An 18,133-nucleotide genomic window follows, 5' to 3' on the forward strand; every position below is an offset into this window, starting at 1 on the left:
TGAGGTGAGGATTCGTATGCATCTTCGGTGGCCAGGACAAAGCAGCCGGGATTGTTTTTTATGAGTGTTTTGAAATGGACAATTTTATACGGGTTGACGGTGTTAACTGTTCAATATGTCTTGACTCAAAGAAATGCGAAATCATTCACCTGACATGCGGGCATGCATTTGGCAGATCGTGCCTACTGAACAGGTTGGAAAGTCATAACCAAAAAACCTGCACTCTCTGTCATAAACAACTAACTGATAATGATATAAAAGAGATAAAAGCTATCCCATTGCCTGAACGTTTGGTAATTATTTCGAAAAAAATGATTAAACTGTTTTGGCCCAGCTATTTTGACGAATAATCGCTCGGCTGTTGTTCCATTGATGATTGTCGTGGCTGATGCAGCATATGGCGAAAGAAATGAGTCCCGTACCCCATAAACCTTGCTTATTCTGACAGTTGCCGTTAAAACATCAGTGTTAACACATCAGCAATATCTCCTGCTCTTCCAGTTTTGTTAAAATCCCGCCTTTTGACTCTATAAGAACCTTGGTTTGTTCAAATTCAAACTGCTCGTGGAACTGAGCCAAAAAAAGATACTTACAGATTCATAAATATTGCATTCCTTCTCTTTCAGGTTTTCCATAGAGGCTGAAATATGCGATGTAGGGATTATGGCATGGTGAGCTGTTACGTTTGAACTTATCGCTGCGTTTGAACAATTTCAGCAGGAGGTGGATTTAACCAGGGAAGTCCTCCTGGGAAGACAATGGCCCCCTGAGGGGCTGTCCGGGGGAGGGTAGGTCTGCCTCTTAGGGTGGACATTACCATTTTCAATGGCTTTCGGATGGAACCACGAAAGTCACGTAGAGCACAAAGAAGAGATTTTCTTTTCCTTCGTGGTCTTTGTGTCCTTCGTGGTTCCATCTTTAACTTCCCGAAGAGGGAGTAGCCGCTTAATGCCTACCCTGAGTGGTCTGCCTACAGGGCATCACTGACTTCTTTTTCGGGGGTTAACATACAGCGGCAGAGAAATCAGAAGCAAGCTTAGCAGTAACACCGGCCAGGAGCCGTACATCATAAATGGTGTCTGACCCTCGCGAACCTCCGCGGTTGCTGACAAAACGCCATGGGTAAAGCGCGGAATGGTTTTTACCACACGTCCCTTTTCATCAATCAGGGCGGTAATGCCGTCATTGGTGGCCCGGATCATAAAGCGCCCGGTTTCCAGCGCTCGCATCCGGGCAATCTGGAAATGCTGGACAGGGCCAATGGATTTGCCAAACCAGGTATCGTTGCTGATGGTAATCAGCAGCCCACTCTCTTGCGCCATTTGTACGACAAAGTCCGGGTAGACCACCTCATAACAAATATAAGGGGCAATGGTTACCTCGCCCGCCTTGAGTAAGGGTTGTTCTGAGTCTCCACGGGAGAATTCGGACATGGGCAGGTTAAAGAAATCAATCAACCCGCGCAGCAGGGACTCCATGGGAACGTACTCACCAAATGGCACCAGCTTCTGCTTGTCGTAGCGGCCAGGGCCCTCTGAGGGTAAATAGCCTTCTCCCAGAGACAGAATACTGTTGAAGTAACGGGTTTCGCTGCCAGCATTATCATCCACTGGCATGCCAAGAATTAAAGTACTGTTATTCTGACGAGCCATTCTGTCCAACTGAGCCATCAAGCCCCGGGCACGGTTATAAAACAGTGGAATGGCATTTTCCGGCCAGATAATCAATTCCTGCTGCCATTGGTCTTCACTCAGGCCAATGTAATTAATGATGGTGGTGTGAATAAAGTCAGGGTCCCACTTCAGGTTTTGGGGGATATTTCCCTGTACCGCGCTGAAGGAGATATCGCCGGTTTTTTCTGTCCATGCAATGTTGTTGAGCGGCCACGAAAGTCCCCAACATACCAGGGCGATGAATAAAGCAATAATATTGGGTGTTCGCTGCTGTTTAGCCGGAATAATCAGGGCAAACAACAGGCAGGCTGTGGCTACCATCAGCAGGCTTAAGCCATAGGTTCCGATAACGGGAGCCAGCGCAGCAAAGGGCCTGTCCAGAAGTGCATAGCCTGATAACAGCCACGGAAAGCCAGTCAGCAACCAGCTGCGCACCCACTCAAACAGCACCCAGATTCCTGAAAATATCAGTGCCTGCTGCCAGGGTGGCAGTGCCCCGGCTTGTCGCTGGTTAAGCCAGCTGTAAAGCAGGAAGACCGGCATGATCATCAGGGCGGAAATGCCCAGGACAAAAAGCCCGGTCAGCAGTCCGGCCAGCATGGGGGAAGCAGCCCCAAATTCATGAATACTGACGTATATCCACGATGTGCCGACCCCAAACATCCCGACACCAAAAAGAAAACCGCACATTGTTGCGGTCTTGATGGGTAATGTTCGGGTCAACAGAAAGATAATGGCAACAGCCAGCATGGGAACTGGCCAGAAGTCAAAAGGGCTGAAGCCCAGGGGCATGGCCGCACCCGCGGCCAGCGACAGCAGGTAGCGCACAACCTGAAGAGATGAACGGGACGTCGCAGCAGGCATCAGCAGGGGGTTACCCGCAACAGTCGAATCCGACGACCATCGGCGTTCAGTACATCAAAGCGGAAACCGGAAATTTCCACGGATTCATTGCGGGTTGGCATATGACCAAACTCCTGCATGACGATGCCACCAATGGTATCAAACTCATCATCCGGGAACCTGGTGGCAAACTGCTCGTTAAAGTCTTCAATGGGCGTCAGCGCTTTGACAATAAACGCGTGTTCAAGGTCATCCGCCGGTTTGATAAAGGTATCTTCATCAACATCGGTTTCATCCTCAATATCACCAACAATCTGCTCAAGCACATCCTCAATGGTGACCAGTCCGGCCACTCCACCAAATTCATCAATAACGATAGCCATGTGGTTACGGTTGGTGCGAAACTCCCTGAGCAAAACATTCAGGCGTTTGCTTTCCGGGATAAAAGTCGCTGGTCGTAAATGGTTCTTGATATTGAATTTGCCCGCGGTGTTAAGAATCAACGGCAGCAAATCCTTGGCCAGCAGAATACCGATAACTTCATCTTTGGTATCGCCGATAACCGGGAAGCGGGAGTGGGCCGACTCTATCACCTGGGGCAGGAACTCTTCCGGGTTCTGGTCTTCATCCACACAGACCATCTGGGAGCGGGGGATCATGATTTCACGAACCTGCATGTCCGCGACCTGAACAGCGCCTTCGATGATGCTCAGCGCTTCATCATCCAGCATGCCCCGGCTTCCGGCATCTCTTAGTATGCCCAGCAGCGCGTTGCGGTCTTTGGGGTCCTGGTGAAATATGCTGGTCAGTTTGTCCATCCATGATGGTGACGGATGATCTTCCGTCGAATGGTCGTCGCTCATTGCCCTCTGTCTTCACGGCTATGCCCACCAAGAGGCTCCCGGTGGGCGGTTTACTGATGAATGTGTTAAACGCGATCCAAAGTCTGTCAGGATTACTCTCTGTCCTGATAGGGATCAGGATAGCCGAGCTGACCAAGAATTTCCGTCTCCAGAGACTCCATTTCTTCGGCTTCCTGATCGTCAATGTGATCGTAGCCAAGCAAGTGAAGTGTGCCATGAACCATCATATGAGCCCAGTGGGAATTGAGATTTTTTTTCTGCTCAATAGCTTCCTGCTCAACAACCGGGACGCAGATAATCAAATCACCCAGTAATGGCAACTCCAGTTCGGCAGGAAGATCGGAAGGAAAGGACAGTACATTGGTCGGCCCTTCCTTGCCCCGCCATTGCCGATTCAGCTCGGCACCTTCATCTTCATCGACGATCAGGAGGCTGATTTCAGCTTCCTGACGGTGCTGGCCAACGGCAGCAGCGGCCCACTTTTCCAGATCACTCTGTTCGGGAAGCTGTGTGCTGCGGCTGTTAATCATCACATCGATATGAACCGAGGCCATTATTGTGCGCCTTTGGGTGATGAAGAGCCTTCAGCTGGTAAAGAGCCCTCAGCGGGTAAAGAGCCCTCAGCGGGTAAAGAGCCTTCAGCCGGATGAGAGCGAGCAGATTGATGAGCAGAAGGTTGCTTACCCTGTCGGAAATGCTTTCCTGTTGACTGCTCCTGGGTCAGTTTGTCGAAACGGTCATAGGCCTGCACGATCCGTTGTACCAGGGGATGGCGTACCACATCCTTGGCGTTAAACCAGGTAAAGCCGATACCGTCAACCCCTTTGAGGACTTCAATGGCACTGGCCAGACCGGAGCGTGTCCCCCGGGGCAGGTCAACCTGGGTGATATCACCGGTAATCACTGCGGTAGAGCCAAAGCCGATACGGGTCAGGAACATTTTCATCTGCTCCTGAGTGGTATTCTGGGACTCATCAAGAATAATAAATGAATTATTGAGTGTACGACCCCGCATATAGGCCAGTGGGGCAACTTCAATAACATTTTTCTCTATCAGTCGGTCAACCCGCTCAAAACCCAGCATTTCATACAGGGCATCGTAGAGAGGCCTGAGATAAGGATCGATTTTCTGGGACAGGTCGCCAGGCAGAAAGCCCAGTTTTTCCCCCGCTTCCACCGCAGGACGCACCAGCAGGATGCGACGGATCTGTTCTTCTTCCAGGGCCTGTACCGCAGCAGCAACGGCCAGGTAGGTTTTCCCGGTGCCCGCTGGGCCAATACCGAAATTGATATCGTGCTGCAGAATCGACTTTACATAACTTTGCTGGTTAGGCCCCCGGGGCGTGATCAGGCCTTTACGGGTACGCAGAGAGATCAGCTTGTCTTCGGGTTCTTCGTGTATCCACTCAATGGCCGATTCCTGCAGGAACAGGTGAACCGTGTTCGGGCTGAGGGGGTCGTCCTTACCGGTTTCTCTGAACAGTCGCCTGACTACTTCGCCCGCTACCTCAGCACGGCCATTTTCACCATGGATGGCAAAGACATTACCGCGATGACGGATGGTGACGCTGAGACGTTCTTCGATCTGTTTCAGGTGCTGGTTGAATTGCCCACAGAGTTCGGCGAACCTCTGTGGCTCATCAGGCTCAAGAGAGAAGCGGCAGACGTTTTGATCAGTGGCGTTATGGCCAGAGGCGTTGTTACTTCCGGAAGAGTCCTGTCCTTGTGTTTTGGTATTCAAAGTCAGTGTTTAGCCTTTACTGCAAGTGGATTCAGGTAAGATATTACGATGGTCTCTGAATGTAAGCCAGTCAGGATTCCCTCTGAGAAAAAGAGGCATTACGCCTCTTCTTCTCAGGCCACGCTGTCCAGTTCGGAACTGATCAGCGTGCCACGCAGAGAGTGCGGCAACGCTTCAACAATCTCGACATCCGCAAAGTGGCCAATCAGGCGAGGGTCGGCACACTGGAAATTCACTACCCGGTTGCACTCGGTACGCCCTGATAATTGCCCCGGATCTTTCCTGGAATAACCGGTCACCAGAATCTTCCGGGTGCTGCCAACCAGACGACGGCTGATCTGAATAACCTGCTGATTAATGCGGTTCTGCAAAATCTGCAGGCGTTGTTTCTTCACTTCCTCGGGAACATTGTCTTCCATATCGGCTGCGGGAGTACCGGGGCGCTTGCTGAAGATAAAACTGAACGAGGCGTCAAAGCCCACTTCCGCAATCAGGTTCATGGTGTCTGCAAAGTCCTGATCGGTTTCTCCCGGGAAGCCGACAATAAAGTCTGAGGAGAGCTTCAGGTCAGGGCGTATAGCCAGCAGCTGTCGTATTTTCTTCAGGTAGTCTGCTGCGGTGTGCTCCCGTTTCATCAGTTGCAGGACCCGGTCAGAGCCACTCTGTACCGGCAGGTGCAGATGGCTGACCAGCTCGGGAACTTCGGCGTAGACATTGACCAGGCTGTCTGAAAACTCCAGTGGGTGAGAGGTGGTAAAGCGGATACGGTCAATCCCGTCAATGGCAGCCACCACCGTGATCAATTCTGCCAGGTCACAGACCGTACCATCGTGTTTTTCACCACGATAGGCGTTGACGTTCTGCCCCAGCAGGTTGATTTCCCGAACGCCTTTTTCCGCCAGGCCATAACATTCAGCAATAACGTCATCCATGGGGCGGCTGATTTCCGCACCACGGGTATAAGGAACGATGCAGTAAGTGCAGTACTTGTCACAGCCTTCCATAATAGAAACAAACGCCGTTGGACCATCCACACTGGGTTCCGGCAAACGGTCAAACTTTTCAATTTCCGGGAAGGTAACGTCCACTACGGGAATATGGTTGGCCCGGCTGGCATCAATCATTTCCGGCAAACGGTGCAGGGTCTGTGGGCCAAACACCACATCAACCTGGGGGGCCCGTTTACGGATCTCATCACCTTCCTGACTGGCAACGCAGCCGCCAACGCCGATGATCAGGTCCGGGTTTTTCTCTTTCAGTTTTCGCCAGCGACCCAGCTGGTGGAACAACTTTTCCTGGGCTTTTTCCCGCACGGAACAGGTGTTTACCAGCAGGACATCCGCCTCTTCCGGATTGTCCGTCAGCTCCAGGGTATGGGTTTCGCCGAGCAGATCAGCCATACGGGCGGAATCGTACTCGTTCATCTGGCAACCATGGGTTTTGATATACAGTTTTTTGCTCATTTCACACTTTACTGGCTTGTGCCGGGAGGCTGTCCGGGAATAGCCAGCCCTGCAGGCGTTATTCCCGGACAATCTCCTGGGGGGCTCAAACCTTCAGCGAGGCTAAGCCTGTTGTTCATAAACCGGGCATTATAGCTACCCTGCACCATGGAGGATAGTCAAGGATGAGCCCGGTTAAACCGTGATTGCATAGATTGTATTGTGGTCATTGCAGAGTTCGGGCGTGGGATGACGAATGATCGATCCGGTCAGATTTGTACATTCCAGTGTATTTAAGCAAACCATTGCGGTCAGGCTTTGTGTTATGATCTGCGCCCTGAAATCCTATGGTCAGCTCAAGCCGTAAAACGTCTGGGCAGAATTAACGTGGTACTAGAACCTAATGGCGAAAACCCCCATTTTCCGTGTGATTTTTCAAAATCAGGGCGAAGTGTTTGAAATCTACGCCCGACAGATCTTCCAGAGTGAACTCTGGGGCTTCATTGAGGTTGAGGAGTTTGTCTTCGGTGAGCGCAGTCAGCTACTGGTTGACCCGGGCGAAGAGAAACTGAAGGCAGCTTTTGAAGGCGTAAAACGCAGTTACATTCCACTGAATACCATTATTCGTATTGATGAGGTGGAAAAAGAGGGAACCGGCAAGGTTTCCGAAGCACAGGGTGATAATGTCCGCCCCTTCCCCGTGATGCCCCATATTCCCAGCAGGGACTGAACTTCACCGCTGGTTAGGCAGTCTTATGCACAGCTCGCATCCATGGCATCAGCACTGCCATCCTCTGGCCTGTGCCGGTAGTGGGGGGATATTATGGATTCACTGTCAGATTCTCTTAAGTCACTGGAAGTTGGCAGTGCTGTCCCCGGGGACAGTGATGCGATGTCTGCTTCTGGTTCTGCCCCAGCCATAGTATGGGGACGGGAGTTGGCAGTGGTTAATGTCTCATCACCGGCATGTTCAGGGCTCCCTGATGCTACGCTCCCTGACGCTGCTCCCCACACGGCTGCAACCGTTGTTGCTGATCATGGCCCCGGGCTGTTAATGGGAAATCCGGTTAACAGCGAAAAGAACAACCATTTATCGAGCCGGGAAAAAGTGGTCGCGGTAATGTCCGCCTTTGGTACATCGCACCCCTTCGATAGCCGGGCGATAATGCACATTTTAGCTGAATGCATTTGTGATGAAGAAGATCAACTGTCTCCCTTCGTCAGTAATGGTAAGAAATGCAATTTTCTGTTGTCAGGATTTCTGGCTTTTCAATATGCCGGGGAGCCTGAAGCCACTGAACCCATCCTGGCAAAGCTTAAGAATATTGATAAGGATTTTCTCGACCTTTATCTCAGGGCTGTTGAGCTATATTTGCTGATTTCCGGACAGTCACCATCTTCTATGGATTATGAGCAGGTGCAGGAGCTTGCTCAGTTGGTCCGGGAGACTGAATTTTTTCCCGCCGCCTGGCTGCTGGTGAAGCTGAGTTGTAATACGGATAAGCTGCTGCTGGTTTCACCCTTTCTTATCCCGCGTCTGCTGGTCCCGTTCCTGAATCGGAGCAATGAAATGATTATGTTGGAACGGACTTTTGCCCGGGAGCTGATGGATGTATTCACTACCCTCCTCAAGCTGACTAACAAAAACTTCAATAGCTGTCTTGAAAAAATGACGCCACGGGACTTGTTTATGATGGATTTGGGGGGGCTGTTAATGGGTGCTAACACCAAACCTGAGTTCAAACCATTTGCTGACTATCCGGAAGTGCTGAGGCAGATCATTACTTTGGACTGGAGTGACATTATTCGTTCCCGACAGGAAGGAGGCAGGCTCGAACTTCGCTCCAGGCGCAACCGCTATAACCATAACGATCTCAAGCAAGTGTTTGAGGAATCGGGGGCGAAGTTGCGGGTATCGAAAGGCACAATAAATAATCTGCTTGGCGGGGTATTCAAGGATGCAGGCAAGGGGGATACGAGAAGAAAACTATATAAGTACTTCGAGCAACATCTTGAGGCGAAGGAGTCACGCTTTGTCATTGGGCTCATGAAGTTGACCAAAGGGCTAATGTACCTTTGTTCCACAGGGTTTGAAAAACATCCCCTGATCGCCCTTATACATCTGGCTAATGCGGCAGACAGTGGCTTGTCCCCGCTGCTGCTCAAAGATGCGGGTGATATTAACCTGGGTTTTGGTCGGTTTGAAAAGTCCCGGGAACTGTATCAACAGCTGCGCAGCTTACCCGGTTTGCCAGAGTCCCTCGGGCGAAGGCTGGATTCATTAATTGAAATCTGTGAGTTAAATATTCCTGCCGTAACCAGTACTGCGGCGTCAGATGCTGTTAAAACGCCGGTTGTCGTTGAAGCTGACAGCACGAAAAGCAGGAAAAAAAGAAAACCACGTCAGCGCAGCAGGACCGAGTTCAGAGGGGACGTGGTTGCCCCGAAGCAGCGCAGCCCGGATACGGAGCAAACACCTGAAGTTTCCCGGCTGGTTGAGCCGAGGCATTTGCCGTCGGTGTCTGATTTGCCTGAACAATCAGATTCTGAAGACAGCGCACATCCGGATAAGCCCCCGGAAACGGTACAGGTAGACCAACTTTCACCTGTTACACCTTTGAGGCCAGCGCCTGAGAAGGTGGCCGGGACAACGGCCCCACGGCAGCTGTTTATGCCAAGGGAGGGACGCTTCAGCGATAGTGATTTGATGGTTCAGAAGTTTATTCGGGAGATTAATGCCCATCGGAACAAAAGTGATCTTGTCAGTGAGAAGTTGTGTATTGAACAGTGGCTGATGCAGGACCGGGTCTATGGGCGTGTTTGCGAAGATGCAGCCTGGTTCTATTTGCGGCAGTGTATTTTTCCCGAGCAGATGAACGCGGTCATCCTGGCCGGTGACAAGCTGAATCATGAGAAGGAGGCAAAATGGCAAATGCTGCACTTTGCCCTGGATTGGGTCTCCCGGGCCATGGCCTGTTACCTGGTACAGCCCATAGAGAAGCGTATCCTCAGTGGCCGGTTGCAGGAGATGCTGATTCAGCGGCACCATCAGAACCCGGAGCAAAAAAAGGACGCTGAGGCCTGCAAGCGCCTGCGTTCCGGATGCTCCGGTTTTGGCCATGTTTTTTCTGAGTTGAGTGGCCTGGTCAGCAGCCACAAGCTAAGAAAAATTTATGATGACAAGGGGCATGAGTTTTTTGCGTTAAAACGCATTGCCGATCCTCTGTATTACCTGTGAGCGTGATATTGCTTTGGTTTCCGGCTTGATAAGGCTCAGGCCGATAGTTGCTTGTCGTTTTGATACCGGTTTTTAAAGAGCAGATACAGGCCGCTGCTCAACAGCAGGTTGCCCAGTCCAATCAGGTACCGGAATAAATCCAGTCTCAGATAGCCAGCCAGTGTGCCTTCAGTACCGATGATCAGCGCGCCGGTAAAATAGCTGGTAACAGAAGCGATGATCAGCCACTTCGGACCGGACTCCACCGATGAACGCAATAGCAGAAATGACGCGAAAATCAGCAGCACGGCCATTTGCAGGTCACGGTAAATAATGTCTAAACCGTACCACCGACAGACTTCGTAAACCACGCACACACCCAATATCAGCCTGCCCCAGGCGGCCCGACTCCAGCTGCTGACGCTAACGCCAAGACAGGTGGCAATGCCGGTCAGAGGCGGCGCAAGAAACATGGCAGCATTCACCAGCATATCGTGGGGGCCTGACCATGCGCTGGAGATACCATAACGTACGCTACCAGTGATGGATGCCAGTGCCATTAGCAGGAATCCCAGCAATGCAGCAGTGGCAGAAAAGCGATGAACGTCAGCGAAACTCTTTTGCTGTGCCATAAGAAAAACAGCAAAAAGGCAGGCAAAGGCCAGCACGGCATCAGAAATAGCCAGAGAACTCATTGTTTGCAAAATTGCTTAACCAGTCATTTAATAAAATACTCCAGAGATCAGGCTTCCGGGCTCAGGATAATCGGGCGAATGCTTTCTCTGCCGCACTCCATGTAGCGTCCAGCTCTGCCTGACCATGGGCTATGGATATAAATCCTGCCTCAAATGCTGAGGGTGCCAAGTATACGCCATTATCCAGCATACCATGGAAGAATTTGGCATAGCGCCCGGTGTCACAGGCCATCACTTTGGTAAAGCTGTCTATGGTATTGTCGGCATGATTCTGGTCGGTAAAAAATAGACCAAACATGCCGCCTACCTGGGATGTGGTAAAAGGAATACCGGCGGCTTCTGCTTTTTCTCTGAGACCTTGCAGAAGTAACGCGGTTTTCTCCGTCAGGGATTCGTGAAAGCCGTGGGTAGACAGATTTTCCAGTGTGGCCAGACCGGCAGCCATGGCCAGCGGGTTGCCCGAGAGTGTTCCGGCCTGGTAGACAGGACCCAGTGGTGCCAGATGCTCCATAATCTCCCTGCGACCACCAAAAGCACCCACGGGCAGACCACCGCCAATAATTTTACCCAGTGTCGTCAGATCCGGTGTTACGCCGTAATAGGCCTGGGCACCACCCAGTGCAACCCGGAAACCGGTCATGACTTCATCAAATATAAGAACAGTGCCGTATTCATCACACAGCTTGCGCAAGCCTTCCAGAAAACCGGGAACGGGTGGAATGCAGTTCATGTTGCCAGCCACCGGTTCAATGATGATACAGGCAATTTCATCGCCTGCCTGCTGGAAGGTTTCTTCCACCTCGGCAAGGTTGTTGTAGGTCAGGGTAATGGTTTTTTCCGCCAGCGCAGCGGGCACTCCCGGTGAATTGGGCACCCCCAGGGTCAGGGCACCGGAACCTGCTTTTACCAGCAGGGAGTCGGAGTGGCCGTGGTAGCAGCCTTCAAACTTGACGATTCGGTCACGACGGGTAAAACCCCGGGCCAGACGAATGGCACTCATGGTCGCTTCAGTACCGGAGTTGACCATGCGCAGCAGCTCCATGGAAGGTACCATCGCCCGTACCATCTTGGCGAGGCGGGTTTCCAGCTCCGTGGGTGCACCAAAGCTCATGCCAGCCAGGGCCTGATCACGCACGGCAGCGATCACATCCGGGTGGTTGTGGCCGAGGATCATGGGACCCCAGGAGCCGATGTAGTCAATGTATTCCCTGCCATCCACATCATAAAGATGCGCGCCACGGGCTTTTTTAAAAAAGATGGGCTTGCCGCCAACTCCTTTAAATGCTCTGACCGGTGAGTTTACTCCCCCGGGGATGACCGTCTGGGCATCGTCAAAAAGTTGTTCAGAACGAGACATGGTGGCAATTCCTTAACATAGGCTGTGCGGCTTAAACCCGGGGTTTTGGCCGCTATTCTTTATTGTGCAACTGTGGAAGGTTAAACAGCTTTACGCTGTGTATCGTTAAACAGAGCTATAAAATTCCGGGCTCGATCCCGAATATTCTGTGCCGCAAACAGGTTATTAACGACGGCAACCATATCAGCACCGGCAGAAATCACCTCAGACGCATTGTCCGTGGTAATGCCGCCAATGGCGACGATGGGCAGGTCAAACATTTCCCGTGCCTGTGACAGAATGGCAAGCTCGGCATTTTTAGCATCGGGTTTGGTTCGGGAGGGGAAAAACTTGCCAAAGGCAATATAGTTGGCACCCTGTTCAACAGCCGCTTTTGCCTTTTCCAGAGAGCCCTCACAGCTGATGCCGATAATGGCATAATCACCCAGCCGGGCTCTGGCATCGGCAATACTGTCATCCTGCTGGCCAAGGTGAACGCCGTCGGCTTCCACATCAAGGGCCAGCTCAACGTCATCGTTGATGATCAGCATGGCCTGGTACTGATGGCAGAGAACCTTCAATGCCCCGGCCTGTCGCAGTCTTTTACTGGAATCAAGGCTTTTATCGCGGTATTGCAAGATTTTCATACCGCCCATCAGAGCCTGCTCTACCGTTTCGAACAGTATTCTGTCATCAGGTTGCAGTTGACTATCGGTAATACCGTACAGGCCGTGAAATCGATGCATGGTCCATACCCAATTATTAAATATTCGGCAGATTATACCAGTTTATCGTCCTTGTCTTTAATGGACGTTCATTATTAACCATAAGACCAGTATTCATCATATTCCGTGGAAAAAAATGTGTTCTAACAAACATCAGGTTTGCCCGGTAACGCATCAGAATCGATGGCAACACTCTCACTTATTGTTGAGCTATCTTCGCTGGCTTCAGGGTGGGCTTCACCCACTGAGCAGAGAATGCCGGCAACCGTATTGCCAACAACATTGGTGACCGTGCAGCCAGCATCGGTAATCCGGTCAGTCGCCAGAATAATCGCCATGGCTTCAACGGGTAGCCCCATGGTGTGTAACAGTACTCCGGTGGAGACTGCTGCACCGCCGGGTATACCGCCAGTAGCAACGGCCAGAAGGAAGGTGGTGAAGCCCATGGTGCCCATTTCCAGAAGGCTCAGGTCAATATGCCAGGCATTGGCCACAAACAGGGCGGCAACGCTCATATAGATAGCAGAACCGGACATATTAATGGTGGCTCCCAGGGGAACCGTGAAACCGGCGATATGTGCCGGGACCTGGAACTTTTCGATCAGTGTCTGATAAGTAATGGGGATGGAGGCGTTAGAGCTGGCGGTAGAAAGGGCAAAAATGACCTGCTCACGGGTGTGACGGATAAACACCAGCGGGGAACGTTTAATCACCAGCCCAATCAGCACCGGATAAATAACAAACAGCCAGAGGCACATAATGAGCAGGCAGGTCAGCACATAGGACAACACACTTAAAATGCTGCTGCCGTTTAGTGTGGCAGCCAGTTTGGCGGTCAGAAAGAAAACCCCGATAGGAGCCATGCTCATCACCATGCCAATCAGTTTCATCATCACGCTGTTGGCCAGGGAAATAGCATTGCTGACACTGTGGGTTTCGTGGTTTTCCAGTTTCTTTATGGCAATCCCGGTAATGATTGCCATAAACAGGATTTGCAGAATATTGCCTTCTACCAGCGCCTGAAAGGGGTTCACTGGGACCACGTTAATAATCATATTCAGCAGTGAGGGGAGTTCAGACTGGCCAGAGCGAACCAGTTGGTCAACGTGGCCAAGATTGGCACCGGTCCCCGGTGCCACCATCAATGTAATAACAATGGCTGACAGGATGGCAAAAAATGTATTGCCCAGATAGATGCCAAAGGTTTTAACCCCCAGTCTACCGACCTGGGTGATGTCGTTAATGCTGCACACAGCGTGGGCTATGGAGACAAAAATAAGGGGGACAACCAGCATTTTTATCATTGCCACGAACATCACACCAACGGCATGAAAGAGGCCACTGACCAGGTATTTCTGGATAATACCTTCGGGGGAGGCAGCCAACTGGATGATGATGCCAGCGGCCATTCCCAGTATCAGGGCAATCAGTATTTGAGGGGCTAAATTTTTCTGCATCATACATTCTCCTCTCAATATGAAAGTGAAACGGCTCTGCTGACTTATGCCCCCTTACTTAATTGGAACGCTTTATCAGTAACAAGTTCCCGACAAAGATGAAAAAATGCTATTTCCTTATGGTAAATCCTTATTTTAGTTGAAAATTATCGGATTTCCTGAAGCCGTGATCAGGGCCGGATTTGCTCAATCGAAGGCATAACCAGCCAGTTTCAGGCGAGTAGGGGGTGCTTTTGATGTCCCTCGGCAACGTATTTCAGCTCTTATTCGCTGCTAATGTTGCCAAGGTACTTTTGTGAAAGTTTTGGAGGTCAGGCATGTTGTCACCATGCCTGGATATCAGCGCTGAGGTTTCGCAAGCCCTGGCCTGAGAATGTTGAAACGGCTTATGCCGTGGAGAAAATCATCCGTGATGCTGATGCTGTGCCTGCTACCATGGCTATTTTGCACGATCGTATGACATCATTCCTGTCAGCAGCAGATATTGACTACCCTGTTACTTGATTACCAGATTTCCGGCTTATTCATCGCCTCGACACAGTGTGGTTTACCAGCGATTGGCTCAATCTCCTTACTAACCAGCGACTGGCCTAACCAACCTTCCGGATGGGACAACGGCAGTGGTGCTTTGATCACGGCTTCACTGACAGGCGCAAAACCTGTTCGACAGTAGTAATCAGGATCACCATAGGTGAATACCAACTCTGTGCCATTGTCTTTTAATGTACGCAGGCCAAAGTGGATCAATGCCTGACCGGTACCTTTACCCTGGTAATCAGTGCCGACAGCAACCGGCGACAGTAGAAAAGCATCAATACCACTGTCAAACGTTAACCGGGAAAAGATAATGCAGCCTGCAACCTGTTCGCCAGGTTGTCGGCTATGGTCCAAGGCAACAAAAACAAACAGGTCGTTGTCGCCTGTTGTCTTCATTACCTCATAAGCGAGGTTGCCGACTATTGCTCCTTCCGTCTCGCTTTCCGAGTCAGTAAATGTCCTGGTAAAGAGATGTCTGATCTCGTCAATGTCACCCGGATTGTAAACTGAAAACTCCACAATGCCTCCAAATTAATTACAGTCTGTCTCTTGTGCTACTCTGAGACTTTCGTGATCCTGAGGAAAAAAATAATGAACATCAGCATTTCTTATACGCCTGCTACTCTCGGGCAGCAAGCTGAAACACCTAACCTGGTAAAAGCACTTACAGGCTATGGCATGTTCGCAGGGTTTCTTATTTGCATTAAAAAAGTCCAGGATCCAGGATTGGTGACGTTGGCTGCTTCCAGTGCGGTTGGCGCAGGCCTGGGTTACTTATGTGGGTATTCAATTCACCATTCATTATTGGCGGTTGTTGATGGTGTGCGAAATGTTACCAATGGTTTGAATGCGTTGTTCCCGGGTGCGGATAATCACACCGTTACTCCCACAGCAACCTCAATCAATCAGTGGTTAGAAACCAACGATCAAGATAATAACGTCAGGTTATCTAATAATCCCGGCAACGCCGTTGCCCGCCAGACATTGAGTCGACGGCACAGTGTTTAACGGTTGTGTCACATCCTGAAGGCACCGGTATATGTCTCCAGGGCAGAGAGTGTGCATTGTAGGGGTGTCGGCCTTTTTTGTGCTAACGTTCTACAGCGTTGCAACTATTTTTTTGCACAGTTTTTTTAAAGTGATTAATTCATCAAGGTCAAGCTGGATTTTACATTTCATTTTCCCACAACACCATCATCACCAGATATTGGGCATACGTCAGATCCAGCTTATTTTAAGTCTGGGGCTGTCCTGCCCAAAAGAAATGGGTGGTACTGGTGCGGCGGCGAATCCTGAGCAGCTGTTTGCCGCGGGTTATGCTGCCTGCTTCTCAAACGCCATTCTTCATGTTGCCCGTGAAAGCAAAGTGGCTTTGCAAGCTGCCCCGGTCACATCCGAAGTAGGCATCATTACTTTTCAATGCATTCTGCTACTCAAGTCGGATGATTTATCCACATCCCGGATGAAGCATCATGCAACCTTACAACCATGAATTTGTTATAATTCAAGTATCAATCAAAAAAGATGACAAATTCATGAATTCAGTAAATGTCACGGCTAACCAGTCCGGCTCGAAAGTTGAACTTATCGCTCAATTTTTAGCAACCAAGGCCAGTTCCGGGCAAACCGCATCGGTTTCAACATCTTTTAACCGACAGGTAAAAGCTCAAGTCAAGCCTTATTACCCTGGCATAAAACGTCAGCCCGGCGAAGAAGAGTGTGTCACTCAAGACTTCAGCGAGAAAAGATGCACATTAACCACCCTGGCAAACCAGGTTTCTGGCAGACAGGATCAACAGTTTTCAGGATCGGGTCAGAACAGTCAACGCTACGAGTTTTACCCCTTGGCTGAATGTTATAGGCAAAAATCACAGGCCAGTGAACAGCAGTGTCGGCCGCCCAGTAAAGTAGCCCTGCCGTTAAAAGAAAGAAAAACTTATCGATGTAGATGGGATGGTTGTGGTAAAACATTTACTCGAAACAATAATCTGAAAATACACCAACTTACTCATAAAGGGCTGAAGCCGTTTAAATGTGATGTTGCTGGTTGCGGCAAAGCATTTACCAGGAATTATGATCTGAAAACACACCAATCCGTTCATACGGGGCATAAGCCGTATAAATGTGATTTTGAGGGTTGCAGAAAAGCATTTGCCAGGAGGCCTGATTTAAAAAGACACCAGGTCATTCATGCGGAGCATAAACCGTATAAATGTGATTTTGTGGGTTGCAGAAAAGCGTTTATCTGGAGGCATAGTCTAAAAATACACAAGCGCACTCATACGGGTGAGAAACCACATAAATGTGAGTATATGGATTGCAATAAGAAGTTTTCCACGAGGCAAAATCTGAAAGTACACCAATGCCTTCATACGGGGGAGAGACCACATAAATGTGAGTTTGTGGGTTGTGGCAGGAGATTTATCACAAAGAAAAATATGAAATTACATGAGCGTCATCATTTAAATAAGAGTTCGTGAATTTGGTAAGAGGTTTGCCATGGAGTCAAATCTAAAATAACACTAATGGATTTATAAGGATCAGTCATCATAATTATCCTGGACTTCCCGGGTAAAGTCGTTCCAGTTGATCTTTGGTGTACGCCATTTATAGTTTGTATCAGAGCCATGGTTCTCTGAAGCCCAGGTATCGTATTTCAGGGCACAATCATGCAAGTTAGTAATAGTGTCAGGAATCACCTTGCCCAAGAGGTTGTTAACCAGCCACGCCGGTATGGAACCCTTTGGATCAGAGTGCGAGATAAATATCAGTTTAGTCCCGCCACAATGGGTCGGTATCATGTAATACCCAGTGATAAATGAGCGAGCCCTTACAAACCCTTCCCGCTCAGGACAGTCTGCATGGTCCACGCTGTGGTTCATAATGATATACTCACCGTTGGTAAACTCCATCCAGGAGCGCATGTTGCAGAAATCACGTTTCGAGATCGGCCAAAGGGGTTGCACTGCGTAGTATCCAATGTCATTCCGGGAATCCAGCTGACAGATGTCGCGCCCCTCAACCATCTTCTTGTCCCAGGTTTTGCGGTAGTCTGCATCATGCAGTGTGTTGAACAGCGTTTCGGGATTAATATCGTCCCACTGGACAGTTGCACGGACAATGTTGAATCCGGTGCCTTTCTCACCAGGCTTCAGATCCTCTGGCCTGGACTCCACGAGAAGAGCTTTCTGGCTATCCTCATATACTGTTGTCCACTTGCCATCCTGGCTCCCGGCGAAGTCACGCAGTTTAACGAAGTCGGGTAGTTGCATCAGCTTGTACATCTGCCCCTTTGATTCAACAAAGACAGGGGTAACCGGACACGTTGCAGCGTTCCCATCCGGGGAATGTGTTACCTGAAAACTTTGTGATATTTGCCTGTCTTCTAATGGCTTGTTTGCTGATGTTGTTGCTGGTTCCTGCCTGCCACCCTCAGGTAAGGCTTGAATAGAGTGGGCTACATTTTCTTCTACAGAAACTGAATTAGTATGCCATGTACCGACATCATTTTGATGCTGGGGCCCCGGCCTGCTAATTGATCTACTACTGTATTCATCAAATTGGGGATTACCTTGACATGCTCGCATTTTGTAACCAGACAGTC

Annotated in this window: 18 protein-coding genes; 7 read left to right on the plus strand and 11 right to left on the minus strand. The window is 50.1% G+C overall.

The genetic code is table 11. The annotated features are described in order from the left end of the window. Nucleotides 1-74: 74 nt before the first annotated feature. Complete coding sequence (locus tag J7438_RS28150) at nucleotides 75-350, plus strand: RING finger domain-containing protein (RefSeq protein WP_209202715.1); 276 nt, start codon at nucleotides 75-77, stop codon at nucleotides 348-350. A gap of 630 nt (nucleotides 351-980) precedes the next feature. Here J7438_RS28150 and lnt read toward each other — a convergent pair. The 5 genes from lnt to miaB all read right to left on the minus strand — a co-directional run bounded on the left by lnt (nucleotide 981) and on the right by miaB (nucleotide 6,583). Further along, complete coding sequence (lnt, locus tag J7438_RS01530) at nucleotides 981-2,537, minus strand: apolipoprotein N-acyltransferase (protein WP_209275156.1); 1,557 nt, start codon at nucleotides 2,535-2,537, stop codon at nucleotides 981-983. Next, nucleotides 2,537-3,379, minus strand: coding sequence for a CorC family transporter (locus J7438_RS01535; protein WP_209275157.1), 843 nt, complete (start codon nucleotides 3,377-3,379; stop codon nucleotides 2,537-2,539). Before J7438_RS01535 ends, lnt begins: the two co-directional genes overlap by 1 nt. 92 nt (nucleotides 3,380-3,471) lie before the next feature. Beyond that, complete coding sequence (gene ybeY / locus J7438_RS01540) at nucleotides 3,472-3,933, minus strand: rRNA maturation RNase YbeY (protein ID WP_209275158.1); 462 nt, start codon at nucleotides 3,931-3,933, stop codon at nucleotides 3,472-3,474. Further along, nucleotides 3,933-5,120 carry a PhoH family protein gene (locus J7438_RS01545; protein ID WP_286196303.1) on the minus strand — a complete coding sequence of 396 codons (1,188 nt, stop codon included), beginning with the start codon at nucleotides 5,118-5,120 and terminating at the stop codon, nucleotides 3,933-3,935. Before J7438_RS01545 ends, ybeY begins: the two co-directional genes overlap by 1 nt. 113 nt (nucleotides 5,121-5,233) lie before the next feature. Then, the gene (gene miaB / locus J7438_RS01550) at nucleotides 5,234-6,583 is read right to left on the minus strand and encodes a tRNA (N6-isopentenyl adenosine(37)-C2)-methylthiotransferase MiaB (RefSeq protein ID WP_209202719.1); all 1,350 of its coding nucleotides are present in this window, start codon (nucleotides 6,581-6,583) and stop codon (nucleotides 5,234-5,236) included. A gap of 382 nt (nucleotides 6,584-6,965) precedes the next feature. Between miaB and J7438_RS01555 the strand changes: the two genes are divergently transcribed. Both J7438_RS01555 and J7438_RS01560 read left to right on the plus strand, forming a co-directional pair. Continuing rightward, nucleotides 6,966-7,292, plus strand: a complete 327-nt coding sequence (locus J7438_RS01555) for a DUF1820 family protein (protein ID WP_209202720.1) — start codon at nucleotides 6,966-6,968, stop codon at nucleotides 7,290-7,292. Between the two features lie 93 nt (nucleotides 7,293-7,385). After that, on the plus strand, nucleotides 7,386-9,800 hold the full coding sequence (locus J7438_RS01560) for a hypothetical protein (RefSeq protein WP_209275159.1): 2,415 nt from the start codon (nucleotides 7,386-7,388) through the stop codon (nucleotides 9,798-9,800). Between the two features lie 35 nt (nucleotides 9,801-9,835). Here J7438_RS01560 and J7438_RS01565 read toward each other — a convergent pair whose 3' ends face one another. The 4 genes from J7438_RS01565 to J7438_RS01580 form a co-directional block, all read right to left on the minus strand. Then, on the minus strand, nucleotides 9,836-10,483 hold the full coding sequence (locus tag J7438_RS01565) for a hypothetical protein (RefSeq protein ID WP_209275160.1): 648 nt from the start codon (nucleotides 10,481-10,483) through the stop codon (nucleotides 9,836-9,838). 52 nt (nucleotides 10,484-10,535) lie between these two features. Next, nucleotides 10,536-11,831 (minus strand): glutamate-1-semialdehyde 2,1-aminomutase, encoded by a 1,296-nt coding sequence (gene hemL / locus J7438_RS01570; RefSeq protein WP_209275161.1) that lies wholly within the window; start codon nucleotides 11,829-11,831, stop codon nucleotides 10,536-10,538. 80 nt (nucleotides 11,832-11,911) lie between these two features. Next, nucleotides 11,912-12,556, minus strand: a complete 645-nt coding sequence (gene thiE, locus J7438_RS01575; RefSeq protein ID WP_209275162.1) for a thiamine phosphate synthase — start codon at nucleotides 12,554-12,556, stop codon at nucleotides 11,912-11,914. 122 nt (nucleotides 12,557-12,678) lie between these two features. Next, the gene (locus tag J7438_RS01580; protein WP_209275163.1) at nucleotides 12,679-13,995 is read right to left on the minus strand and encodes a dicarboxylate/amino acid:cation symporter; all 1,317 of its coding nucleotides are present in this window, start codon (nucleotides 13,993-13,995) and stop codon (nucleotides 12,679-12,681) included. 273 nt (nucleotides 13,996-14,268) lie between these two features. On the opposite strand from J7438_RS01580, the gene J7438_RS01585 reads away from it, so the two are divergent. After that, nucleotides 14,269-14,496: a pseudouridine-5'-phosphate glycosidase gene (locus tag J7438_RS01585; RefSeq protein ID WP_209275164.1), complete on the plus strand. Its 228-nt coding sequence runs from the start codon at nucleotides 14,269-14,271 to the stop codon at nucleotides 14,494-14,496. Here J7438_RS01585 and J7438_RS01590 read toward each other — a convergent pair whose 3' ends face one another. Continuing rightward, nucleotides 14,497-15,048, minus strand: a complete 552-nt coding sequence (locus tag J7438_RS01590) for a GNAT family N-acetyltransferase (protein ID WP_209275165.1) — start codon at nucleotides 15,046-15,048, stop codon at nucleotides 14,497-14,499. A gap of 72 nt (nucleotides 15,049-15,120) precedes the next feature. On the opposite strand from J7438_RS01590, the gene J7438_RS01595 reads away from it, so the two are divergent. From J7438_RS01595 to J7438_RS01605, 3 genes are read left to right on the plus strand one after another with little or no spacing between them, the layout of a single operon-like run. Beyond that, complete coding sequence (locus J7438_RS01595) at nucleotides 15,121-15,537, plus strand: hypothetical protein (protein ID WP_209275166.1); 417 nt, start codon at nucleotides 15,121-15,123, stop codon at nucleotides 15,535-15,537. Between the two features lie 31 nt (nucleotides 15,538-15,568). Next, nucleotides 15,569-16,021 (plus strand): OsmC family protein, encoded by a 453-nt coding sequence (locus J7438_RS27545; protein WP_286196304.1) that lies wholly within the window; start codon nucleotides 15,569-15,571, stop codon nucleotides 16,019-16,021. Beyond that, entirely contained in the window at nucleotides 16,002-17,009 is a 1,008-nt protein-coding gene (locus J7438_RS01605; protein WP_209275167.1) for a C2H2-type zinc finger protein, read from the plus strand. Before J7438_RS27545 ends, J7438_RS01605 begins: the two co-directional genes overlap by 20 nt. A gap of 60 nt (nucleotides 17,010-17,069) precedes the next feature. Here J7438_RS01605 and J7438_RS01610 read toward each other — a convergent pair whose 3' ends face one another. Then, entirely contained in the window at nucleotides 17,070-18,116 is a 1,047-nt protein-coding gene (locus J7438_RS01610; RefSeq protein WP_209275168.1) for an START domain-containing protein, read from the minus strand. Nucleotides 18,117-18,133: the final 17 nt, after the last annotated feature.

This window comes from Thalassotalea sp. G20_0 (assembly GCF_017744175.1).
GTDB lineage: Bacteria > Pseudomonadota > Gammaproteobacteria > Pseudomonadales > Endozoicomonadaceae > Endozoicomonas.